General features: G+C 63.3%; 17 protein-coding genes. 10 read left to right on the forward strand and 7 right to left on the reverse strand.

The window, feature by feature from the left end; all coding sequences use genetic code 11:
• The 3 genes from F3089_RS05575 to F3089_RS05585 are packed head-to-tail and all read right to left on the reverse strand — an operon-like array spanning position 1 to position 3195.
• Positions 1-543, reverse strand: coding sequence for a response regulator (locus F3089_RS05575; protein WP_151439844.1), 543 nt, complete (start codon positions 541-543; stop codon positions 1-3).
• Positions 544-547: 4 nt separating this feature from the next.
• Positions 548-1876, reverse strand: coding sequence for a response regulator c-di-GMP phosphodiesterase, NosR family (gene nosR / locus F3089_RS05580; protein WP_151439845.1), 1329 nt, complete (start codon positions 1874-1876; stop codon positions 548-550).
• Positions 1873-3195 (reverse strand): sensor histidine kinase, encoded by a 1323-nt coding sequence (locus F3089_RS05585; RefSeq protein ID WP_151439846.1) that lies wholly within the window; start codon positions 3193-3195, stop codon positions 1873-1875. The genes nosR and F3089_RS05585 overlap by 4 nt, the downstream gene beginning before the upstream one ends.
• Before the next feature lie 287 nt (positions 3196-3482).
• On the opposite strand from F3089_RS05585, the gene F3089_RS05590 reads away from it, so the two are divergent.
• Positions 3483-5888: an EAL domain-containing protein gene (locus tag F3089_RS05590; protein WP_192497281.1), complete on the forward strand. Its 2406-nt coding sequence runs from the start codon at positions 3483-3485 to the stop codon at positions 5886-5888.
• A 41-nt stretch (positions 5889-5929) separates the two neighbouring features.
• Here F3089_RS05590 and rpmG read toward each other — a convergent pair whose 3' ends face one another.
• The 3 genes from rpmG to radC form a co-directional block, all read right to left on the reverse strand.
• On the reverse strand, positions 5930-6085 hold the full coding sequence (rpmG, locus tag F3089_RS05595; RefSeq protein WP_077529635.1) for a 50S ribosomal protein L33: 156 nt from the start codon (positions 6083-6085) through the stop codon (positions 5930-5932).
• Positions 6086-6095: 10 nt separating this feature from the next.
• Positions 6096-6332 (reverse strand): 50S ribosomal protein L28, encoded by a 237-nt coding sequence (gene rpmB / locus F3089_RS05600; protein WP_077529634.1) that lies wholly within the window; start codon positions 6330-6332, stop codon positions 6096-6098.
• A gap of 163 nt (positions 6333-6495) precedes the next feature.
• Positions 6496-7170 carry a RadC family protein gene (radC, locus tag F3089_RS05605; RefSeq protein WP_151439848.1) on the reverse strand — a complete coding sequence of 225 codons (675 nt, stop codon included), beginning with the start codon at positions 7168-7170 and terminating at the stop codon, positions 6496-6498.
• Between the two features lie 115 nt (positions 7171-7285).
• Between radC and coaBC the strand changes: the two genes are divergently transcribed.
• The 4 genes from coaBC (at position 7286) to argB (ending at position 12609) form a co-directional block, all read left to right on the forward strand.
• Positions 7286-8527, forward strand: a complete 1242-nt coding sequence (gene coaBC, locus F3089_RS05610; RefSeq protein WP_225741684.1) for a bifunctional phosphopantothenoylcysteine decarboxylase/phosphopantothenate--cysteine ligase CoaBC — start codon at positions 7286-7288, stop codon at positions 8525-8527.
• A gap of 28 nt (positions 8528-8555) precedes the next feature.
• Positions 8556-9017, forward strand: coding sequence for a dUTP diphosphatase (gene dut / locus F3089_RS05615; RefSeq protein WP_151439849.1), 462 nt, complete (start codon positions 8556-8558; stop codon positions 9015-9017).
• A gap of 68 nt (positions 9018-9085) precedes the next feature.
• The gene (locus tag F3089_RS16160) at positions 9086-11689 is read left to right on the forward strand and encodes a phosphomannomutase/phosphoglucomutase (protein WP_151439850.1); all 2604 of its coding nucleotides are present in this window, start codon (positions 9086-9088) and stop codon (positions 11687-11689) included.
• A 23-nt stretch (positions 11690-11712) separates the two neighbouring features.
• Positions 11713-12609 (forward strand): acetylglutamate kinase, encoded by an 897-nt coding sequence (gene argB, locus F3089_RS05625; RefSeq protein WP_151439851.1) that lies wholly within the window; start codon positions 11713-11715, stop codon positions 12607-12609.
• On the opposite strand, the gene F3089_RS05630 is transcribed toward argB, so the two are convergent.
• Positions 12596-13048: a PilZ domain-containing protein gene (locus F3089_RS05630; protein WP_151439852.1), complete on the reverse strand. Its 453-nt coding sequence runs from the start codon at positions 13046-13048 to the stop codon at positions 12596-12598. The two genes, argB and F3089_RS05630, sit on opposite strands and share 14 nt — an antisense overlap.
• Positions 13049-13229: 181 nt before the next feature.
• Here F3089_RS05630 and F3089_RS05635 point away from each other — a divergent pair, with 181 nt between their 5' ends.
• The 5 genes from F3089_RS05635 (at position 13230) to F3089_RS05655 (ending at position 20947) form a co-directional block, all read left to right on the forward strand.
• A complete protein-coding gene (locus F3089_RS05635) occupies positions 13230-14600 on the forward strand; it encodes an LSm family protein (protein WP_151439853.1) in 1371 nt (456 codons plus the stop codon).
• 1 nt (position 14601) lies between these two features.
• Entirely contained in the window at positions 14602-15771 is a 1170-nt protein-coding gene (argE, locus tag F3089_RS05640; RefSeq protein ID WP_151439854.1) for an acetylornithine deacetylase, read from the forward strand.
• A complete protein-coding gene (argA, locus tag F3089_RS05645) occupies positions 15768-17075 on the forward strand; it encodes an amino-acid N-acetyltransferase (protein ID WP_151439855.1) in 1308 nt (435 codons plus the stop codon). Before argE ends, argA begins: the two co-directional genes overlap by 4 nt.
• A gap of 95 nt (positions 17076-17170) precedes the next feature.
• A complete protein-coding gene (locus tag F3089_RS05650; protein ID WP_151439856.1) occupies positions 17171-19996 on the forward strand; it encodes an EAL domain-containing protein in 2826 nt (941 codons plus the stop codon).
• An 81-nt stretch (positions 19997-20077) separates the two neighbouring features.
• Complete coding sequence (locus F3089_RS05655; protein WP_151439857.1) at positions 20078-20947, forward strand: phosphoribulokinase; 870 nt, start codon at positions 20078-20080, stop codon at positions 20945-20947.
• Positions 20948-20949: the final 2 nt, after the last annotated feature.

Below are 20949 nucleotides of genomic sequence, written 5' to 3' on the forward strand. Positions count from 1 at the left end.
TTAATCCTCGTCTGACAGCGTGATGAACCCGTCCTGGTCCCGCTCGACCCGCGTTATCCCCGGTGCTTCCGACTCCAGGCGTTCCAGTTCCTTCTTCTGGGTTTCCAGTTCGCGCTGCTGGCGCCGAACCTTTTCCGCCAGCCGCTGGTTCTCCAGCGCCATCTCCTTGTAGCGCAGGGCATTGTCGAGCGTGACCAGCAGGTCCTCGTTGGACCACGGCTTCAGGATGAAGCGATACACTTCCGAGTCGTTCACGGCGTTCACCACACCTTCAAGGTCCGCCTGACCGCTGAGCACGATCCGCAGTGCGTCAGGATGGGACTGCTTGAACTGGTTGAGCAGGGTGACGCCGTCCGTGCCGGGCATGCGGTAGTCGGAGATGATCAGATCCAGCTGATGGTGTCTGAGTTCAGCGTGGGCGCTGCGGGCGTCCTTGCAGGTAAGGGTGATCCAGTTCCGGTGACGGAAAAGGCGCACCAGAGCGCTCAGAATCTCCGGCTCGTCGTCGATCAGTGCAATGACGGGCTTCTGTTCCTCCGACATGGGCTCACTCCTCGTTGGTGTGGACGTCCCTGGCCGGTACCGTCACGGACACCTTGAGGTGTCGGCGGTCCTCCCAGCTCATCCGGGTAAGGCGTTTGATGGCGCTGTCGTTGAGCACCGTTCCCTTGACCATCAGCAGGATCCCGTTGGCGCTGACGATGTCGCGTGTCAGCTCCATACCCGGGCGCAGCTCCGAGATGGGCAGCATCCTTCCGGTTTCATCGTCCTGGGGCTCCAGCGTGAACTGATTGACGATGGGCTCAAGCGCAGCCAACACTTCCGGGTCATAGAACCGGCCGGAGCGCTCCTTCATGCTCTCAAAGGCCTCCGCTGGAGAGACAGGTGGGTCCCGGAGCAGAGGCGTCTGCTGGCCCACGAAGTCCCTTGCCACCCGGATGATGCGCGCTCCCTGGGGAATGGCCTCTCCGGCCAGCTCGTCGGGGTAGCCCGTGCCGTCCATATTCTCCATATGGGCGCGGATCAGCTCGGCGCAGGGGCGCAGGGCCTTGATCGGCATCAGTGCCATTTCACCCAGTGTGGGGTATTGGCGGTACTCGGCCAGGTCCCGGTAGGTCAGCTGGGTTTCCGAGCGTCCCAGGACATCATCGTTCAGGCTCAGCTTGCCCACCTCGTGCAGCAGGGCTGCGTAGTAAACGTAGCGGAGCCGGGCCGTGTCCAGTTCCAGCCGCTGGGCAATGCGCCGGGCAAGGTCCGCAACCTCCCGGGAGCGGCCTTTCACGAGATGGGGGCGGCTGGCAATGACGGATGAGAACACGCGCACAAAGGAGTCGTAACTGTTCTCGAGCTGGCGGAAAGCTTTCTGCAGGTCGGCCGTACGGGATTCCAGTGCGCGTGTGCGGTCATGTACCCGCTGTTCAAGATCCCTGTTCAGGTCCTGGAGTTCCCGGTTCTGTTCCCGGGTCTGGTCGATCAACCGCTTTTTCTGGCGCTCCAGCTTGCGGATGCGCAGGCCCTCTTCGATGGCCTCGATCAGAGCCTCGTCATCCCAGGGCTTGGAGACGTAGCGGTTGATGCCGCCCTGATTGAGCGCATCAATGGTGGCACTCATGTCCGCATACCCGGTCATCAGAAAGCGCACGCTGAATGGCCAGCGCTTTCTGACCTCGCTCAGGAACTGGGCACCGTCCATTTCCGGCATACGCATGTCGGAGATGACCAGGTCGATCGGGTTCTGTTCCAGGATCGCCAGTCCTTCCCTGCCGCTGGTCGCGAACCAGCAGTCGTAGTCGTGGCGGCGCATGAGACGCCGGAGGGCGCTCAGTATGGGTTCCTCGTCATCAACGAACAGGATGCGGAAACGGTAATCGCTCATTCCACAGCCTCACTCGATGTCTGCCTGATGGGCAGGACAACGCGGAAGGTCGTGCCTTCACCGGGAGTGCTGGCAACGCTCAGCTCGCCCTGGTGACTCTGTACGATGCCATAGGAAAGCGACAGGCCGAGGCCGGTGCCCTTACCAACGGGCTTGGTTGTGAAGAATGGCTCGAAGAGCCGGTCCAGGTTGTGAGGGTCTATGCCTTTGCCGGTGTCGGCGATCCGTACTTCAACGTGATCCGCATCATGATGCTCCGTGGAAATGGTGATGAGGCCCTGTTCCTCAATCGCCTGGGCCGCATTCACCAGCAGGTTCAGGAAGACCTGGCCCAGCTGGGAGTCCACGCCCGTGATCGTTGGCAGCTCCGCAAAGTCGGTTTCAACCGTGGCCCTGTACTTGATTTCATTTCGGGCCACTGCCAGCGCCTTGTTCAGGCACTGATGGATGTCCAGTGATTCCATTTCGCCGGTATCCGTGCGGGAGAAGTCCCGGAGGGAACGGATGATCTTTTCCACCCGCTCGATGCCGTCCCGGGACTCGTCCAGGAGGGAGGGCAGATCCTCCCGGATGAATTCGAGATCATGGCTGCGACACAGGGACTGGAGTTCCGGAGACTGGAATTTTTCCCCCAGCGCCTCGGCAAACGCATCATTCAGGGCCAGGAGGGATTCGGTGTATTCGCGCAGTGAGGACAGGTTGGAGCGCACATAGCCGATGGGGTTGTTGATCTCATGCGCGACACCGGCCGCCAGCTGCCCGATGCTTGCCATCTTTTCGGACTGCATCAGCTGGTCGCGGGCCTGTTTGAGCTCGCGTATCAACTCATCCTGTTCGTTCTGGCGCTGGCGCAGCGCAGCGTTGCTTGATGCGAGCTCATCGAGGAGGGTGTTTTTGTCCATAGCACTCATGGCCTCCTGTATCAGCCGGTTCGCGTTGAGTTCATCCTCGCGCGTGAAGGGCTCGCTGCCGGCATTGCGGATCAGTACGAGTGTCAGAGTAAGCTGTTCGCCCTGGCGGTAGGGGGCAGCCATAAGGGGGAGGGATTCTTCTCCCGCAGGGCAGTGACAACTCCAGGGGGCATCCGGAGTCAGGAGGCCGTAGCCCTGTTCCTCCCATTCGAGTATCTTCTCCAGCGTCAGGTCCCGGCTGATCCAGGAAACGCAGTGGCTGGGGTCCAGCGCGATACCTCCGGCGTGACCTTCACACAGCAGGCTCGCCCGGGTCAGAAGCTCACGGTGGAATTCGGGCTGTTCCCGGTGGACATGCCTGAGCCATTCATGGATCTCGGACCAGAGATAGTGCTGGTACTTACTCATGGGGCTGTATCCGGCCGCTGATCATGTGTTCTTACAGGCAGTCTATATGCTTTTGTGCATTCTGCCCGGCGTGGGTGTAAATGGTCTGTTTCTACGCGTGATGTTTTGCAGTCACAGGCATGAACGGCTGTGCGTGGCTACACTGGTGGTAATGGAAATGGAGACAGCGCCCGCACGCCATGAAACACGCCGCTTCGTTCCCCCGCCTGCTGCTCTGGGGCCTTGAAGGCCCTGAAGCCGATCGCCTTGCCAGAGCCTGTGCGCGAGCCGGTTTTCCCGGTGCAGAGATGACGTCAGCGCTGAGCGGGGAGTCGCTGATAGGGCTTCTCGATGATGGGGGGGTTGACCTTGTGGTCCTGGGGGGGAATGGGGATGACCCGGCAGAATCTCCCCGTATCCTGACGGACGAGCTGGTTGCGGAAAACCAGGCAACCGCCTTCCTGATTCTGGGCGCCAGTGCGCTGCCGGAAAGTCTGGAGGAGCGCTTTAATCTGAGGTGCCTTCCGGAGCCCGGCGAGGATGATGGGCTCCTGCGCCGGGTGCTGGGGCAGCTGCTCAATGAGATCCGGCTGTGGCAGCATTCAACCCTGTTTCAGGCCTGCGTTGAAGCCAGCGCCAACGGCATCGTTATTGTGGATGCTCGCGCCGATGACATGCCCATCGTTCATGTCAACCAGGCCTTTTCCCGGATTACCGGGTATGAGCCGGAGGAAGTCCACGGCTGTAACTGCCGTTTTCTTCAGGGCAGTGATCGCAAGCAGCCCGGGGTGGACCAGGTGAGGATGGCCATTCGGGCCGGCAAGCCGGCGCTTGTGCAGATGCGCAACTACCGCAGGGATGGCTCACGCTTCTCAAACGAGCTCCAGGTTTCACCGGTGCGTGAGAATGGCGGTCACATCACCCATTATATCGGGGTCATCAATGATGTGTCCGCGCGCATGGATGCGGAATCGGCACTGGCCTATCGCACCAGTTATGACGGCCTGACCGGGCTTCCCAATTTTGAGCAGTTCAGGAACCGTGTCGGCCAGGCATGCGAGGAGTCGGGGCATCACCGGCACGCCGTGGCACTGACGCTGTTCAATATTGATAACTTCAAGGCGATTAACGCCACTTTCGGAGCTGGGGCTGCTGATCAGCTGCTCAAGGCTGTGGTGGACCGGGTAACGCCACTGCTTGGGCGCAGTGATCTGCTGGCGCGTCTGAGTGCGGATGAATTCGCCATTCTCCAGACCGAGGTTCTGGGTAGCCATGATGTGAGTTCGCTGGTGGATTCCGTGGTTTCGGTGCTGTCCATTCCCTTCCGGCTGGAAGGGCAGGAGCTGTTTGTGACCGCCAGTGCCGGTATCGCGTGGACTGGCGAGAATGTCGCGGGCGCCGATGAACTGATGAGCCATGCGAGTCTGGCATTGAGGAATGCCAAGCAGTGTGGCGGTGGTAGCTACCGGTGGTACAGTATTCTGCTCGCTGAAGAGGTGGAATGGACCCTCAAGCTTCACAATCAGCTGCAGCACGCTTTGAGCGAGCAGCAGTTTGAGCTCTATTATCAGCCGGTTGTGGAGGCGCGAAGCCAGGAGGTCGTCGGCATCGAGGCTTTGCTGCGCTGGCACCACCCGGAGCAGGGCATGCTGTCTCCGGCTGACTTTCTTCAGGCGATCGAAACCGGCGGCCTCATGGTTGAGGTCACGGACTGGGTGCTCAGGCGGGCCTGCACGGATCTCAATCGGCTCATGGAAGAAACCGGCCGGATGCTGTGGGTTTCCGTGAACATCTCACCCAACCATTTTGTGCGTGGCGATGTGGTCTCATCGGTGAAAAGCGTATTGGAAAGCACCGGCCTTGAACCCGCCTGCCTGAACCTGGAGCTGGTTGAATCCACCTTCCTGTCGTTTGACGAACCGGTGCGCAGGGCCCTTGATGAGATCCGTACCCTGGGAATTGGCCTGATGATCGACGACTTCGGTGCCGGCTTCTCGAGCCTGAACTACCTCAAGCAGGTTCCCGCCTCGAGGATCAAAATCGACCGCTCCTTCGTCCGCGATATTGTCTCGGACAGTGCCGATGCCGCGATCACGCGGGGCGTCATCGCGCTAGCCCACAAGCTGAACCTGCAGGTTGTGGGGGAGGGGGTTGAGGATCGCTATCAGCTGGCATTCCTGCTTCGCAATCACTGCGATCTGGTGCAGGGCTTTCTGCCGGGGCCGCCCATGCCATTTGAACAGTTACGAACCCATGAGCTGAGCGCGGAGACCCGGGAGGCGCTAGCCGAGGTGAACGGGCGTGAGCCAGGCGATCAGGCCAGCCGGCGATTGTTGATCCTTGATGATGAGCCCAATATCCTCAGATCGCTCAAGCGGCTCCTCAGGCGGGATGGGTATGAGATCCACACGGTTACGTCGGCGCAGGAGGCGTTGAATCTGCTTGCCCTGTATGAATTCCAGGTGGTTCTGTCGGATCAGCGCATGCCGGAGATGACGGGGACTGATTTCCTGAGTCGCGTCAAGGAGCTCTATCCGGACACCATCCGCATTGTCCTTTCAGGCTATACCGACCTGGATTCCGTGACCGACGCGGTCAATCGAGGGGCGATCTACAAGTTCCTGACCAAACCCTGGGACGATGAACAGTTGCGGAGCCAGATACGACAGGCATTCCTGCATCATGCCGCGGCTCTGGAGGATATGGAGAACTAGAAAGGAGTGCCCCACCGGTAGTGGGGCAGTCGGAAACCCGCTTACTTCAGCTTGGTTTCCTTGTACGGAACGTGCTTACGGACAACCGGATCGTACTTTTTGATCTCGATCTTGTCCGGGGTGTTCCGCTTGTTCTTGGTCGTGGTGTAGAAATGACCTGTGCCGGCACTGGAAGCCAGTTTGATCTTCTCGCGCATGATGTTCTCCTCAGACCTTCTCGCCGCGGGCACGCAGGTCTTGCAGGACCGTTTCGATACCCTTCTTGTCGATGGTGCGCAGACCCTTGGTGGAGACGCGCAGCTTCACGAAGCGCTTCTCGCTTTCCACCCAGAAACGGTGGGTCTGCAGATTGGGCAGGAACCGCCGCTTGCGATGGTTCATGGCGTGTGAAACGTTGTTACCGGTGGCCGTGCGCTTACCGGTCACCTGACAGACTCTGGACATATTCGGCCTCCAACTGAGCGTTGGTCATAATGATTGAAATCGAATCCCGCGCCCGGTGGTGCCCCGCAGCCTTCGTTGCACCCGCTGACGGCTCGCGCCTGACGCTCCCGGAAAAGGCCGGTTTTATACCAGAAAAGGCCGGTTGACGCAAAGATTTTCGTTCTCAGAGGTGGCCCGTTTCCGCCATCGAGGTGACCTCATTATGCCCCACAATCATGTGATCCAGAACCCGCACATCGATCAGGCCCAGCGCGGAACGCAGGCGTTCCGTGAGGTTCACGTCCGCGCTGCTGGGCTCGGCCACGCCGGAGGGGTGATTGTGCGCCAGTATCACCGCGGCGGCGTTGGTCTCCAGTGCCCGCCGCACCACCTCCCGGGGGTAGACAGCCGCGCCGTCGATGGTGCCGTTGAACAGCTCCTCGTAGCGGATCACCCGGTGGCGGGTATCCAGGAACAGGCAGGCGAACACCTCATGGTGGCGGGTCACCAGTTTCGACTTCAGGTAGCTCCGGGTGGCGGCCGGTGAGGTGAGGGGCTCGCCGTTTGTGACGGGGGATTCCATGACCCGCTGGGCCATAGCCAGCGCGGCCTGCAGCTGGGCGAACTTGGCGGTGCCCAGGCCCGGCGTCTGGCAGAAGCGCTCCGCCGAGGCGCCGGTGAGCGCGCGCAGGCTGCCGAAATCGCTGATCAGCTCGCGGGCGAGGGTCATGACCGGGCGGCCGGCGCTGCCCGTGCGCAGGAAAATGGCCAGCAGTTCCGCATCCGTGAGGCTGTCCGGGCCCAGGTGCAGCAGCTTTTCCCGCGGGCGTTCGGTAACAGGGAGGTCTTTCAGTGACATGGCGGCTCCTTCGCTGATGGTTCCTGATCCTTCAGGGCACCGCCCTCCAGGCGGTCAGCCTTGAGTCTAGCGTCACCACTTCCCGCTGCCAATACCGCCTCGGGATCTGGTATCTTTGACGACAAAACAGCACCCAGAGGCGACAGTGGGCAAACGGATTCTTCTAGGCGTAACCGGTGGCATCGCCGCCTACAAGAGCGCAGAGCTGGTACGTGAGCTGCGCCGCCAGGGGCATGAGGTGCAGGTGGTGATGACCGGCGGCGCGCGAGCCTTCGTGCAGCCGCTCACCTTCCAGGCCCTGAGCGGCAACCCGGTGCGCGAGAACCTGCTGGATCCGGATGCGGAAGCCGGCATGGGCCACATCGAGCTGGCGAAGTGGGCGGAGCTGGTGCTGGTGGCGCCCGCCTCGGCGGACATCATGGCGAAACTGGCCTGCGGGTTGGCGGATGATCTGCTCACGACCGTCTGCCTCGCTACTGAGGCCCAGATCGCGCTGGCTCCGGCCATGAACCAGGCCATGTGGCGCAATGCCCGTACCCAGCGCAACCGCAGCCTGCTTGCGGCGGATCCCCAGTTCCGGCTCTGGGGCCCGGAAGCCGGGGATCAGGCCTGTGGCGACACCGGACCGGGGCGGATGCTGGAGCCGGCGGTGCTGGTGCAGGAGGTGGCTGCCCTGCAGGAGCAGCCGCTGGTGGGGCTGAGGGTTGTGATTACCGCCGGCCCCACGCGCGAGGCGCTGGATCCGGTCCGCTATATCTCCAACCACAGTTCCGGCCGCATGGGCTTTGCCCTGGCGGAGGCAGCCGCTCAACAGGGGGCGGACGTGACCCTGGTTGCCGGCCCGGTTGAGCAGTCCACGCCGATGGGCGTCACGCGTCTCGATGTGACCTCCGCACAGGAAATGAAGACGGCGGTGGATCAGACGGTTGCGGCCGGCACGGACTGGTTCATCGCCACGGCCGCTGTGGCGGATTACCGGCCTGTGGCGGTGGCCGACCAGAAGATGAAGAAAGAGGCTGGTACCGATTCTCCTGTGATCGAACTGGCAGAGAATCCGGATATCCTGGCCGGCGTGGCGGCGCTCACCGAACAGCGGCCGCTGACCATCGGCTTTGCCGCCGAGACCCGCAACGTGGCCGAGTACGCCCGCGACAAGCTCACCCGCAAGGGGCTGGACCTGATCGTGGCCAATGACGTCGCCACGCCCGGGCTCGGCTTCAACAGTGACAGCAATGCGGTTGAGGTGTTCTGGGCGGATGGCAGCGAGCGGTTCGAGGCACGCCCGAAACGCGAACTGGCCCGGGACCTGCTCCGCCTTTTCCAGTCACACCAGAGCAACCGCTTACCCCAATCCTAACGAGCCTAACGAGGAGCACCTGCCTGCCATGGCGAACCAATCCATAGAAGTCCGGATCCTTGATGAGCGCCTGGGCGACAGCATCCCCATGCCCGACTATGCCACGGAGGGATCCGCCGGCCTGGATCTGCGGGCCTGCCTTCAGACACCGCTGACGCTGGAGCCGGGTCAGACCGAGCTGCTGCCCACTGGCATGGCCGTGCACATTGCCGACCCGGGCCTGGCGGGCATGATCCTGCCGCGCTCGGGCCTGGGGCACAAGCACGGCATTGTGCTGGGGAATCTGGTCGGTCTGATCGACTCGGACTATCAGGGTGAGCTCATGGTCTCCTGCTGGAACCGCGGCCATACCACCTTCACCATCGATCCCGGTGACCGTATCGCACAGTTTGTGGTGGTGCCCGTGGTCCAGGCCGATTTCCAGGTGGTTGAGACATTCAGTGCCTCCGAACGTGGCGAGGGTGGTTTCGGTTCCACCGGTGGCCAGTAGTAGGATGCAATCATCGGGCAGGCATCTATACTGGCCTCCAGAGCCCTCCCAGACCCAAGGATGACACCATGAAATTCCGACTCAGAAAGGCCGCTTCAGGGCCGGAATCCGAATCAGCCGATGCCCGTTCATTTTCCCTCTCCCGGGTACCAGTGTTGCAGTCGCTGGTGGCCATGGCCGGGCTGGCCCTTGCAGGGGTTCTGATCAGCTTCTTCCTGGTCGCGCCGGCTGAGCAGAAAGTCCAGCAGAGCAATACCCGGGAGCAGGCGGATGTGCTCAAGGCGCGCTTTGATCAGCATCTGACTTACCTTCACGACGTGGTTGCCTCCTTTGCGGCCCAGGAATCCATCCGGACTGCCACCAGTGGCAGTGATGACCGGGAGGACGCCGCACGGATCCTTCAGGATACCCTGCCCGCCGCGGAAGCCGTTTTCCTGTTTGAACCCGGCGATGTCAGCCAGCCCGAGGACCGCAGCTGGGAGCTGGGCTTCGCCAGTATCGATCTGGCACGCCAGGCCGAGCGTGAAGGCGATGCGCGGATGGATGCCTTCCAGCGGGACGACCGCTGGTTTGTGCAGATCGCGGCGCCGGTTGGCGGCACCGGTGGTGGCAGCCTGCTGGTGATCTTTGATGATTCGGTGATGGATCCGGTGCTCTCGGCGGCCGGGGTTCTGGAAGGCCGTGTGGTACTGAGTCAGCGGGTGGACGGGCGTGATGTGCCGGTCTTTGCCCGCGGCAGCGGCCAGGGCGAAGGCGTGGCCCGGGATCTCTCTGTCAGTGGCTGGTCGGTGCGCTATGTGCCCACTTCCGGGGCACCACAACTGGTCGCGCCTGTGGCGCTCTGGGGCGTTTTGGCTGTCGTGGCGGTGGTCATCCTGGCGGGCGTATGGCTGGTGTTCGGTCAGCTCCAGAAGCAGCTCCGGCAGGATGTGTCCGGCCTTAGCCAGTGGGCCCAGAAAGCGTTTGCGGGTGAGCGGGCGAAGCCGCCGGAGCTGCGTATCCCTGCCGCGCGGGCTCTGGCCGAGACCCTGCAGCGGCTGGCACGGGAGCGCCCCTCAGCATCCGCCAGCACGGGCGGTGCCGGCGCCAGGAAGGCCGCACCGGGCGACGCGGCAACGGCGCCCTCAACAGCCCCGGCGGCCGAGACCGCAGGGGAATCCGATAGTGACAGTGAGCCTCTGTTCGGGGATGATGCGCTCGACATTGACATGCTCGACGGTGACGAGGACGTGCTCGGACTCGGAGGCAGTGACAGCAGCGGAGGCAGCATGGGTCTTGAAGAAAGTGCGGCGGTAACAGTGGATGTTCCGGATTCCATCTTCCGGGCCTATGACATCCGGGGTGTGGTGGGCGACAGCCTGACCCCGGAGATTGTTGAGACCATCGGTCGCGCCATCGGCAGCGAGGCCCTGAGCCGCCAGCAGCAGAGCATCTGCATGGGCTACGATGGGCGCCACTCCAGCCCGGATCTGGCTGAAGCGCTGACGCGAGGTATTCTGGCAACGGGCGTGGATGTGATCAGTATCGGCCGGGTGCCGACACCGGTTCTGTATTTCGCCACCCACTACCTGGAGACCGGCTCCGGTGTGATGATCACCGGCAGTCATAACCCGCCGGAGTATAATGGCCTCAAGATGATGCTCGGGGGGGATACCCTGGCGGGGGATGCCATCCAGGCCCTGCTGAGCCGGATCCGCAACCATCAGCTGGAGGAGGGTCAGGGGCAGCGCAGTGAGCGCGATGTACGCAAGGCCTACCTTGATACCATCGTTGGCGACATTGCCGTGGCCGCGCCGTTGCGGGTGGTTGTTGATGCCGGCAACGGTGTGGCCGGCGAACTCGGCCCTGAGCTGATCCGCGAGCTCGGCTGCGAGGTGACGCCGCTGTACTGTGACGTGGATGGTGATTTCCCCAACCATCATCCGGATCCGGGAAAACCGGAGAATCTCGAGTCCCTGATCCAGACCGTGAAGAAGGAAGGCGCGGACCTGGGTATTGCCTTCGATGGGGATGGTGACCGTCTGGGTGTGGTCACCAACAGCGGCAAGATCATCTGGCCGGACCGCCTCCTGATGCTGTTCGCGCGGGATGTGGTTTCGCGCAACCCGGGTGCTGACATCATCTATGACGTCAAATGCTCGCGCCGTCTGGCCAGTGTGGTGAACGAGTACGGTGGCCGTCCGGTCATGTGGAAGACTGGCCACTCCTGGATCAAGGGCAAGATGAGGGAGATGGGTGCGCTGCTGGCGGGTGAGATGAGCGGGCATATCTTCTTCCGCGAACGCTGGTACGGGTTTGATGATGGCCTCTACGCTGCTGCCCGCCTTCTGGAGATCCTTGGGATCGAGGACCGTGAGGCGGACGCCATTTTCGAGGAATTCCCCGAGGATGAAAGCACCCCCGAGATCAACCTGGCGGTTGCCGATGACGACAAGTTCGCACTGATCGAGCGCCTTGCCAGCGGCGGTGATTTCGGCGAGGCGAGTATTACCGACATTGACGGCCTGCGTGTGGACTACCCGGATGGCTGGGGGCTGTGCCGTGCCTCCAACACCACGCCCAACCTGGTGCTGCGTTTCGAAGCGCAGAACGTTGAGGCACTGGAGCGCATCAAGGGTGTGTTCCGGGAGCAGCTTGGCAGGGCGGAGCCGTCACTGAAGATTCCGTTCTGAGCATTCAGGAGACAGAGCATTCCATGACCATGGATCGTGACACAGCCATGCAGGTGGCCTCGGTACTCAGCAAGGGCCTGCCCTACATCCAGCGCTTCACCGGCAGGACCATCGTCATCAAGTATGGTGGCAATGCCATGGAGAACGAAGAGCTCAAGAACAGCTTCGCGCGGGACATCGTCCTGATGAAGCTGGTGGGCATGAATCCCATCATCGTCCACGGCGGTGGTCCCCAGATCGGGGAGCTGCTGGAGCGTCTGGAGATCCATTCCGAGTTCATCAACGGCATGCGCGTGACCGACAGCGAGACCATGGATGTGGTCGAAATGGTGCTGGGGGGCCGGGTGAACAAGGAGATCGTGTCACTGATGAACCAGCACGGTGGGCGTGCGATCGGCCTGACCGGCAAGGACGCCAGCCTGATCCGGGCACGGCAGCTGGAAGTCCGGGACCCCTCCCCGGAGGTCACCCGCTCGGAGATCGTCGACATCGGGCATGTGGGCGAGGTGGTGTCCGTGAACACCGAGGTCATCAACATGCTCACCGCCAGTGACGTGATTCCGGTGATCGCGCCCATTGGCGTGGGTGATGACGGCAAGGCCTACAACATCAACGCCGACTCCGTGGCCGGTCACGTGGCCGAGGCGCTGCAGGCGGAGAAGCTCATTCTCCTGACTAATGTGGCAGGGCTTCAGGACAGAGAGGGCAATGTGCTGACCGGGCTCACCGCCGAACGGGTGGACGAGCTGATCGCGGACGGCACCATCCAGGGCGGTATGCTTCCCAAGATCCAGTGTGCGCTGGATGCCGTCAAAGGCGGGGTGACCTCCGCCCACATCATCGATGGGCGTGTGGCGCACGCCACGCTGCTGGAGATCTTCACGGACGAGGGCGTCGGCACCCTGATCACGCGGACCTGAAGGTTCCCTTCTCCAGTGGGGCGAAGTAGGGGGCGTACTGCTGGATCCATTCCGCGGCGGCTTCGTCCAGGGTCAGGTAACGCGCGTTATGGACCACCTGATCCAGCCGGTACTGCTGGATATGGCAGGCCTGCTCCACCAGCCGCATCCGGTAGGCGTCCGCGCTGTCCTCGAATGCGACACCCACCTCATAGTGATCACCACAGGCTTCGCACCAGGCGACATGGCCATCCATGCTGGCGGCGGGTGTGCAGCAGCTGATGGTAATGCGTATCGGCGTGCCCCCGCGCCATGGCTGCTTTGAGGAGAACGCAACCCCACCGAGGCTGAGGTTGCGCAGCTCCTCAAGGTAGTGCTCGCCTTCACGTGGCTTCACGTCAATCGGCATGTCGATGGGATGCCGGATGAACGTCCGGCCCGGGTGTTGGTGCGCGTTCATGGCGCCTCCTGATCATCGGTGACAGTTATCATCTGTCTCCTGCCCCTACTATAGTGAATTCCATAATTTTTGCCTCAGCAGAGGGCCGGTTTGTGCGACGGTTGCCGCATTATCGCCAATTGATCAGGTACGATACGATGATCAGCACGTTCTGCCACGCCATGACCCCGGATGGTCGACCATGAAACGAATCTTCGGCGCCCTTGTGATTCTGCTGTTCCTGGCCGCAGGCGCCTGGTACACGACGCTCTGGTACGGTGCACGGACAGCCGCTTCGGAACTGGAGGATGCTGTCAGCCCCTGGGGCAACCTCCACTGGGACGCGGTCCGCCCAACCTGGGATGGCCGCGTGACGCTCCAGGGAGTGCGGTGGCACTGGTTCGACATCACCCGGCCGGTACGCGTCAAACAGGTGACTCTGGAAACACCCGGGATGCTGGCACTGCCGGCCTGGCTTCTGGGGGGCGAGCAGCCTTCCCGGTGGCAGTTGCGTGTGGATGACATGGAGCTGGTGGTCGAGCCGGACCTTTTCCGGCCCTGGGCCCGCAGTCGTCGGGCGCTTTCGCTGAAGCACCACCCCCTGCACTTCCACGGCTGCGGTGAGCAGCCGGCGCTGACGCCCGCGGATCTGCTGCGCATGGGTGTGGACCGGATCAGCGGTGACATCGAGCTCCAGGACACGGGGAATGGTTCCGGCGAATACCGCTACCGGGCGGAAATGGATGCCGGTCGTCTTGGAAGTCTTTCCCTGCTCTGGCAGGCGGACGACCTCAAGGTGCCGGTGGTCTCGGGCGGGAGTGGTGTCCCAGCCTTCCCGCGGAAGGCGGAACTGGTCGTCCGGGATGCCGGGCTGATGCGGCGCCTGTCCTCCTTCTGTGCGGCAGCGGAGGATGAACCGGTCGGGGAATGGGTCAGCCGCGCCTCCAGTCACTGGAACCAGGCCATGACCGGTCAGGGCCTGGCGCCAACCGAGGCCACTACCGAACTCTACCGGCAATGGCTCCTTGAGGGAGGCGAGCTGGCTTTCACTTGGGCGCTGGCTGGCGAGGGCTGGCCCGGGAACGGAGTCTCGGCGGCGCAGTGGCGTGAGACAACGGGGCTGCAGGTTGTCCATAACGGCCGCGAGCTGGACGACATCGGGTTCAGCCTGAGTGAACCCAGCGACCCGCCGGAGGAGACGGAGCGCGCCCCATTGGTGCAGATGGATGAGCCCGCCCCGGAGCCGGCCTTCCGCGAGTCCGATACGGAGCGAGCCGGTGCCTGGATCGACCGCCGTGTACGCCTCAGGCTGAGCTCGGGTCGGAAGGTGGAAGGGCAGCTCGTGGCCCTGGAGGAGGAGCAGCTGCATATACGGCGGACCCTGGAGGGCGGCTCCGTGGTGGCGCCCTTCCCGGTAACAGACGTCGAGCGGTTTGAGGTGTGGCGGCGTGCCGATGACATGGGCCGGCCGATATCCGATGGCGACAGCGGACCGGGGCTGGAGGACTTCCTGAACCCGGATCTCGGGAAGATGCAGCCGATTCCGTCGGCATCCGACTCACGGGAGAACTGATATGCAGCGGCCGATTCCGGATATCCGGGGAATGCTTGGCGAGTTGGTTGCCATGCCCTCGATCAGCAGTGTGAGCCCGGAGTGGGACCGCAGCAATGAAGCGGTGATCACCCGCCTGGCCCAGTGGCTGGGGGAGCTGGATTTCCGGGTGGAGACCATGCCCGTGCCGGGAGCGCCGGGCAAGTTCAACCTGATCGCCACACGAGGTGAAGGGCCGGGCGGACTGGTGCTCTCCGGCCATACGGACACTGTGCCCTTCGATGACCAGAGGTGGCAGAGTGATCCCTTCGCGCTTACCGAGCGTGATGACCGCTGGTACGGCCTCGGTACCTGCGACATGAAGGGCTTCTTCGCCCTGGCGCTGGAGGCGGCCTGGCGCACGCGCGGGCAGGACCTGGCGGAACCGCTGGTGATCCTGGCCACGGCGGACGAGGAGAGTGCCATGGGCGGGGCCCGGGCACTGATTGAAGCCGGTCGCCCGAAGGCACGGCATGCGGTGATCGGCGAGCCCACGGAACTGCGGCCGGTGCGCATGCACAAGGGCATCATGATGGAACGGCTCGTGTTCCGGGGGCAGTCCGGCCACTCCTCCAACCCCGCGCTGGGGCGCAATGCCCTGGAAGGGATGAATGAGGCACTCACGCGCATTCTGGCGTACCGGGATGAGCTGCAGAGGAATCATCGCCATCCCGGATTCCGGGTGGACTACCCGACCCTGAATCCCGGCCATATCCATGGTGGCGACAACCCCAACCGTATCTGTGCGGAATGCGAGCTTCACTTTGACCTGCGCCCGCTGCCGGGGATGGATCCCCAGGCGCTCCGTCGGGGCATCCTGGAGCGGGTGGGGCCGGTGGCAGAGCAGCGGGGCCTCAGCTGCACGTTTGAACCCCTGTTTGACGGGGTCCCTCCGTTTGAGGAACCGGAAACCGCCCGGCTGGTGGGAATCTGTGAGCGGCTCACAGGGCATGCGGCGGAAGGCGTCGCCTTCGCCACCGAAGCGCCCTTTCTGCAGCAGCTGGGCATGGAGACCCTGGTGCTGGGGCCGGGCTCCATTGACCAGGCCCACCAGCCGGATGAATTCCTGGCCCTCTCCCAGATCGAGCCCATGGTGACTATACTGACCGGCTTGATCGAACAATGCTGCGCCAAGGGAGGAGATCCGGGGTGAGTGACCAAGACTGGCTGTACTGGTTCCGCCATTCCGCGCCGTACATCAATGCCCATCGCGGCCGGGTGGTTGTCATCACCCTGGGCGGTGACGCGCTGGCGCATCCGAACCTGACCACCATCATCCATGACATCGCCCTGCTGGCGAGTCTGGGGGTGCGGCTGGTGGTAGCTTTCGGGGCGCGGCCGCAGATCCGCGAGCGCCTGGATGAGGCGGGTGAGACCTCCGGTTACCAGGGGCGGCTGCGGGTGACCACGGAAACCCAGCTGCCGCTGGTACTTGAGGCGGTTGGTCGGGTTCGGGCGCTGCTGGAAAGCCACCTTTCCATGGGAGTGGCCAATTCGCCCATGCATGGGGCCCAGATCCGGGTGGCCAGCGGCAACTGGCTGACTGCCCGTCCCATCGGCGTGATCGGGGGCGTGGATCACGGCTACACCGGGCGGGTACGCCGGGTGGACGCCACCAGTATCCGTGAGCAGCTGTCGCTGGGGCAGGTGGTCCTGCTGCCGCCGCTGGGCTACTCCGCCACCGGTGATGCCTTCAATCTCTCCCACGAGGAGGTGGCCGGGGAAGCCGCGGCGGCACTGGAGGCGGATAAGCTCATCCTGTTCAGTGGTCGTAGTGGCATCCCGGATGCCAGCGGTGAGCTCATGCGGGAAATCAGCGTTGCCCGTGCCCGGGAGCTGCTCAGCGAAGGCCATCTGGGCGAGGACGACGCGGCCGGGCTCGATGCCGCGGCTAATGCCTGCGACCGCAATGTCCGCCGTGCGCACATCATCAGCTATGGGCGTGAAGGCGCACTGCTGGAGGAACTGTTCACCCTTGATGGTCTCGGTACCCTGGTGACCGACGACGACTACGAGCACATCCGCTTCGCAACGCCGGAGGACATCAGTGGCATCCAGGAACTGATTCAGCCGCTGGAGGCCAGGGGCATTCTCGTCAGCCGCCCCCGGGATCTGATCGAGACCGAGGTTGACCGTTTCCTGGTGGACGAGCGCGACGGCCGGGTGGTTGGCTGCGCTGCCCTCTACCCCTATCCATCCAGTGCCATGATGGAGCTGGCGTGCTTTGCCGTGAGCCCGGACTACCAGGGGGGAGGACGCGGCGACCGTCTGCTGGCCATGGCCGAACGCCACGCTCGGGCGGAAGGGCTGGGCGAGCTGTTCGTCCTGACCACGCAGACCTCACACTGGTTTGCGGAGCGCGGCTTTGAACTGGTTGGCGCGGATGCCCTGCCACCGGAAAAACGCCGAGGCTATGACACAGGTCGCAATTCCCGGATTTTCGTGAAGCAACTCTGACCTGCGGATTACCGCGATACGGAAACCCGTAATGGTCTCTCCATGTGGTATCACCGTAGGCTGCTGCCGTTATCGGAAATGCAGGGAACAACCTCATGGAAAGGGGAAACGCAGGACTGCTCAGCCGTAACGCTGATCGACGCGATACGCGCCGGCACAATATCCGCCTCGCTGTAAGGGCCGTGACGCCCCAGGGGCTCTCCTGGCTCTGTCAGGTGACCGATTTCTCCTCGGAAGCGGTTTCGATACGCTACCCCGCCTCGCGCGAACCTGCGGTCCGGAGCTGGCTGGAGTCAGGGGGGGACTGTATCCGACTCCAGTTCCATCACGGGACTCTGGACCGCTGGCAGACGATCCGTGGGTACGTGGTCCGTTCGGGGCCCGGGTTCCTGGTAATCCACTTCGCCGACGATGCCCTTCAGGGTTTCGAGATGTTGCTGGCCCAGTCCGGGCTTGCTCCCTCCAAGCCCCATCAGGCTCCGGGTGTGGTCCCAAGCCGGGCCCCGTCCGCCAGCGCCCGTGGGCGCCAGGCGGAGGCGGCAGTCCGGCAGGCTGCGATCCCACCGGTACCCTCGTTGATTGAGCCTGAAGCCATGCGCCAGGAGCCTCTGGGCGGGGTTGCCATGCATGAGGCCATTGCCCGTCTTTACGGGGACAGCGAGTCAGGCTCCGGCGTCTTTCCGGGAGAGCTGGTTCCGGACCTCATCCGGACAATGGGCGAGAGCCCCCGTATGACCGGGCGCGGCCGGACGCTGCTCGACTGGCTGACGCCGGTGGTCGAACGGAATCTGGCGAGGAACCCCGAGGCATTGGCTCTCAAGGACCACCCCCTGCGGAAGCTGCTCAACCGGATCGGCGACCTCGAAACCGCGGATTATGAGAGTCCGGGCCCCTGGCCTGATGCGTTGCTCCGAACGCTGCGTTCTCCGGAGGGGGCCGATGAGGAGGCCCTGGCCGAGGCGGCCGGGATTCTCAGCGCGGAGCTCCAGCAGCGCGATGAGGCGCACCAGCGCAATCTGCGCCGGGTGACCAAGGCGGTGGCGGGCAGCGAGCGCCTGCGGGAAGCAGAGGCAGCCACCGACAGTGCGCTGGATGCCCGTCTTCTGGGAGGACCGATTCCTCTGTCGGTATTGCGGTTTGTCGAGAATGACTGGCGCAACCGTCTGGTGCTTCTGCATCTCCATGAAGGGGAGTCCAGTACCCTATGGCGGAAGGCGCTGGCGCTACTGGATGCTTTGCTGGCGTATCATCGGCATCCGGGTGAGTGCAGCGGCCACGATGTCAGTGCGCAGCTTGAGGCCATCTGTGGTGTTCAGGGCGACTGTGATTCAGCTCGTGCCATGCTCAACGCCTGTCTACGGGAAGCGGGCGTTCAGCAGTTGGTACGTCTGAGCGAGGGGTTCGCGCAGGATGCGGACGAGTCAGCGGATGATGAGTGGCTGAAGCTGTGGCGTCCCGGGCTCGAAGGAATGCCTCTCGGCAGCTGGTTCATGGACGGACACCATGGGCAGCCGCCGGTGCGCCTGGCCTGGACCAATGCCCGGCGCCGCCGGTTTGTGCTGGTAACGCCCTCGGGGCGCAAACAGTATGACCTCAGTCTGGTTGAGCTTGCCCATCAGGTGGCTGAGGGCGCGCTTATCCCGGTCAAACGCCAGGAGCAGTCTCTCGTGGAAGAGGCGTTGGGGCGGCTTCTGGAACAGCTCTATGAACGCCGGATCCGTGAGCATACGCTGGATCCCGAGACCGGACTCGCGGATCGTGAGACCTTCCTGGGATGGCTGGAGCGTGTCCTGCACGCCGCGCCATTGGACCGTGAGCAGGCACTGGTGGTGCTGTCATGGGATCGCAGTGCTGATGCGGCAGCCCTGGCGGGGGAAGTGCGTCGGGAGCTCGGGAAGGGCGGTATGGTCGGGCAGGTTGGCGTTCGCCGGATGGCGTTCCGGTGCCAGCGGGCGAACCTTGAGTCCTGGTTGGTCCTGCTGATGCAGCGGTGCAATGCACTGGTCGCGGATGGCGGCAATCACGTCTGCGCTGGCGTGGCCGTGGGTGATCCAGCCATCGTGACGGCATCCCGCTGGTACGACCTGGCGGAGGAAGCCGCCAGGACGGCGCCGTTCGAGTACCCGCCCGCCTTCCGTTTTGCCAGTGTCCCCGCCGAACGCAGCCGCTATATACGCCGCCTGGTGGATCGGCTGGCGGGCAATGGTCGGCTGCGGCAGGAGGAACTCATGCTTCAGGCCCAACGGATCATCCCACTTCACGGGGCAACCCGTATGGCAGCGCAGTACGAGCTGCTGATGACCCTTCCGGATGAGCATGGCAACCTGATGATGGCGCGGGAGCTGATTCCCCTGGCGGAGCGCTTCGCCGGTGCCCGGAATCTGGATGAGTGGCTGATGCAGGCGGTACTGGACTGCCTGTCACGCCCGATGCAGACGCTGCCGGAAGCCGATCCGGGCATCTGTATCCCGGTGCTGGGCTACACGCTCACGGAGCCCGGGCTGGTGCGATTCATCCACGAGGTTTTCCGGATCCAGCCCTGCCCCGTGCACCGCCTCTGGTTCTGCATCTCGGACGCGGACGCTCTCGCGGATCCGGATACCGTGGCGCTGTTCATGCGCGAGGTGCGGGAGCTGGGCTGTCGCATCTGTCTGGATGCGGATGAAACCGATGCTGGGCTGGCGTACCTGGTCAGGCGGCTGCCTGTGGATCTGATTCGTGTGCGTGCCAGATCCCAGGAGGAGAATGAAGTTGGCAGGGAGCCCAGGCTTAGGGCGGTGGTGACGGCGGCCCACCAGCTGGGAGCGGAAGTGGTTGTTTCCGGGGTCAGCCGTTCGCAACGGATTGAGCGGCTGCGCGAGCTCGGTGTGGACTATGCTCAGGGCAGTGCCATCGCCCGGCCACGGCTGCTGCATCATTGAGGCTTGCCAGTCGACGGTCCCCCATGCACCATAGCGGATTCCCGAAACAGGGATCCCCAGTGCAGAGCGGGCCATTCGATCATGTCCAGCCAGTACCCGATCATCGCGGTCACCGGATCCTCCGGTGCCGGCACCACCACTACCGGGCGTGCCTTCAGAAAGCTGTTTGTCAGTGAGGGCCTGCATGCGGCCACAGTCAGCGGGGACAGCTTTCACCGCTATACCCGGGAGGAGATGGCGCTGGTTGCCGAGCGCGGCGACTATGGTGACTTCAACCACTTCAGTCTTGAAGCCAACCACATCGATAAGCTGGAAGCCCTGTTCCAGGATTTTGCCAGTACCGGCACCGGGCAGTACCGGGAATACGTGCACGATGACGACCGCGAGCTGATCGCCGAGGGTCATGAACCGGGCAGTTTCACGCCCTGGCAGAACCTGCCGGCGGATTGCGACCTGCTGTTCTATGAGGGGCTGCACGGCGGCGTGCAGACGGAGCAGCACGACGTGGCCGGCCATGTGGATCTCCTGATCGGGGTGGTGCCCATCGTCAATCTTGAATGGATCCAGAAGATTCACCGGGATACCCACCACAGGGGCTACAGCCAGGATGAGGTGGTGGAGACGATCATCAACCGCATGGACGACTACGTCCAGGACATCGTGCCGCAGTTCTCCAATACCCACATCAATTTCCAGCGTGTTCCCACGGTGGACACCTCGAACCCCTTCGTGGTGCGGGAGGTGCCGTCCGCGGATGAGAGCATGATCGTGGTCCATTTCCGCCACTACGCGGATGTGGATTTTCAGCGGCTTCTGCAGATGATTCCGGGGAGCTTCATGTCACGCCAGGACACGATCGTGATTCCGGGGCCCAAGCTGCCCCTCGCCATCGATCTGATCCTCAGGCCACGGATACTGGAGTTGATGGAACACAAGCGCTACGCCTGGTAGCG

It is taken from the genome of Halospina sp. K52047b (assembly GCF_008709855.1).
GTDB classification, from domain to species: Bacteria; Pseudomonadota; Gammaproteobacteria; order Pseudomonadales; family Oleiphilaceae; genus Halospina; species Halospina utahensis_B.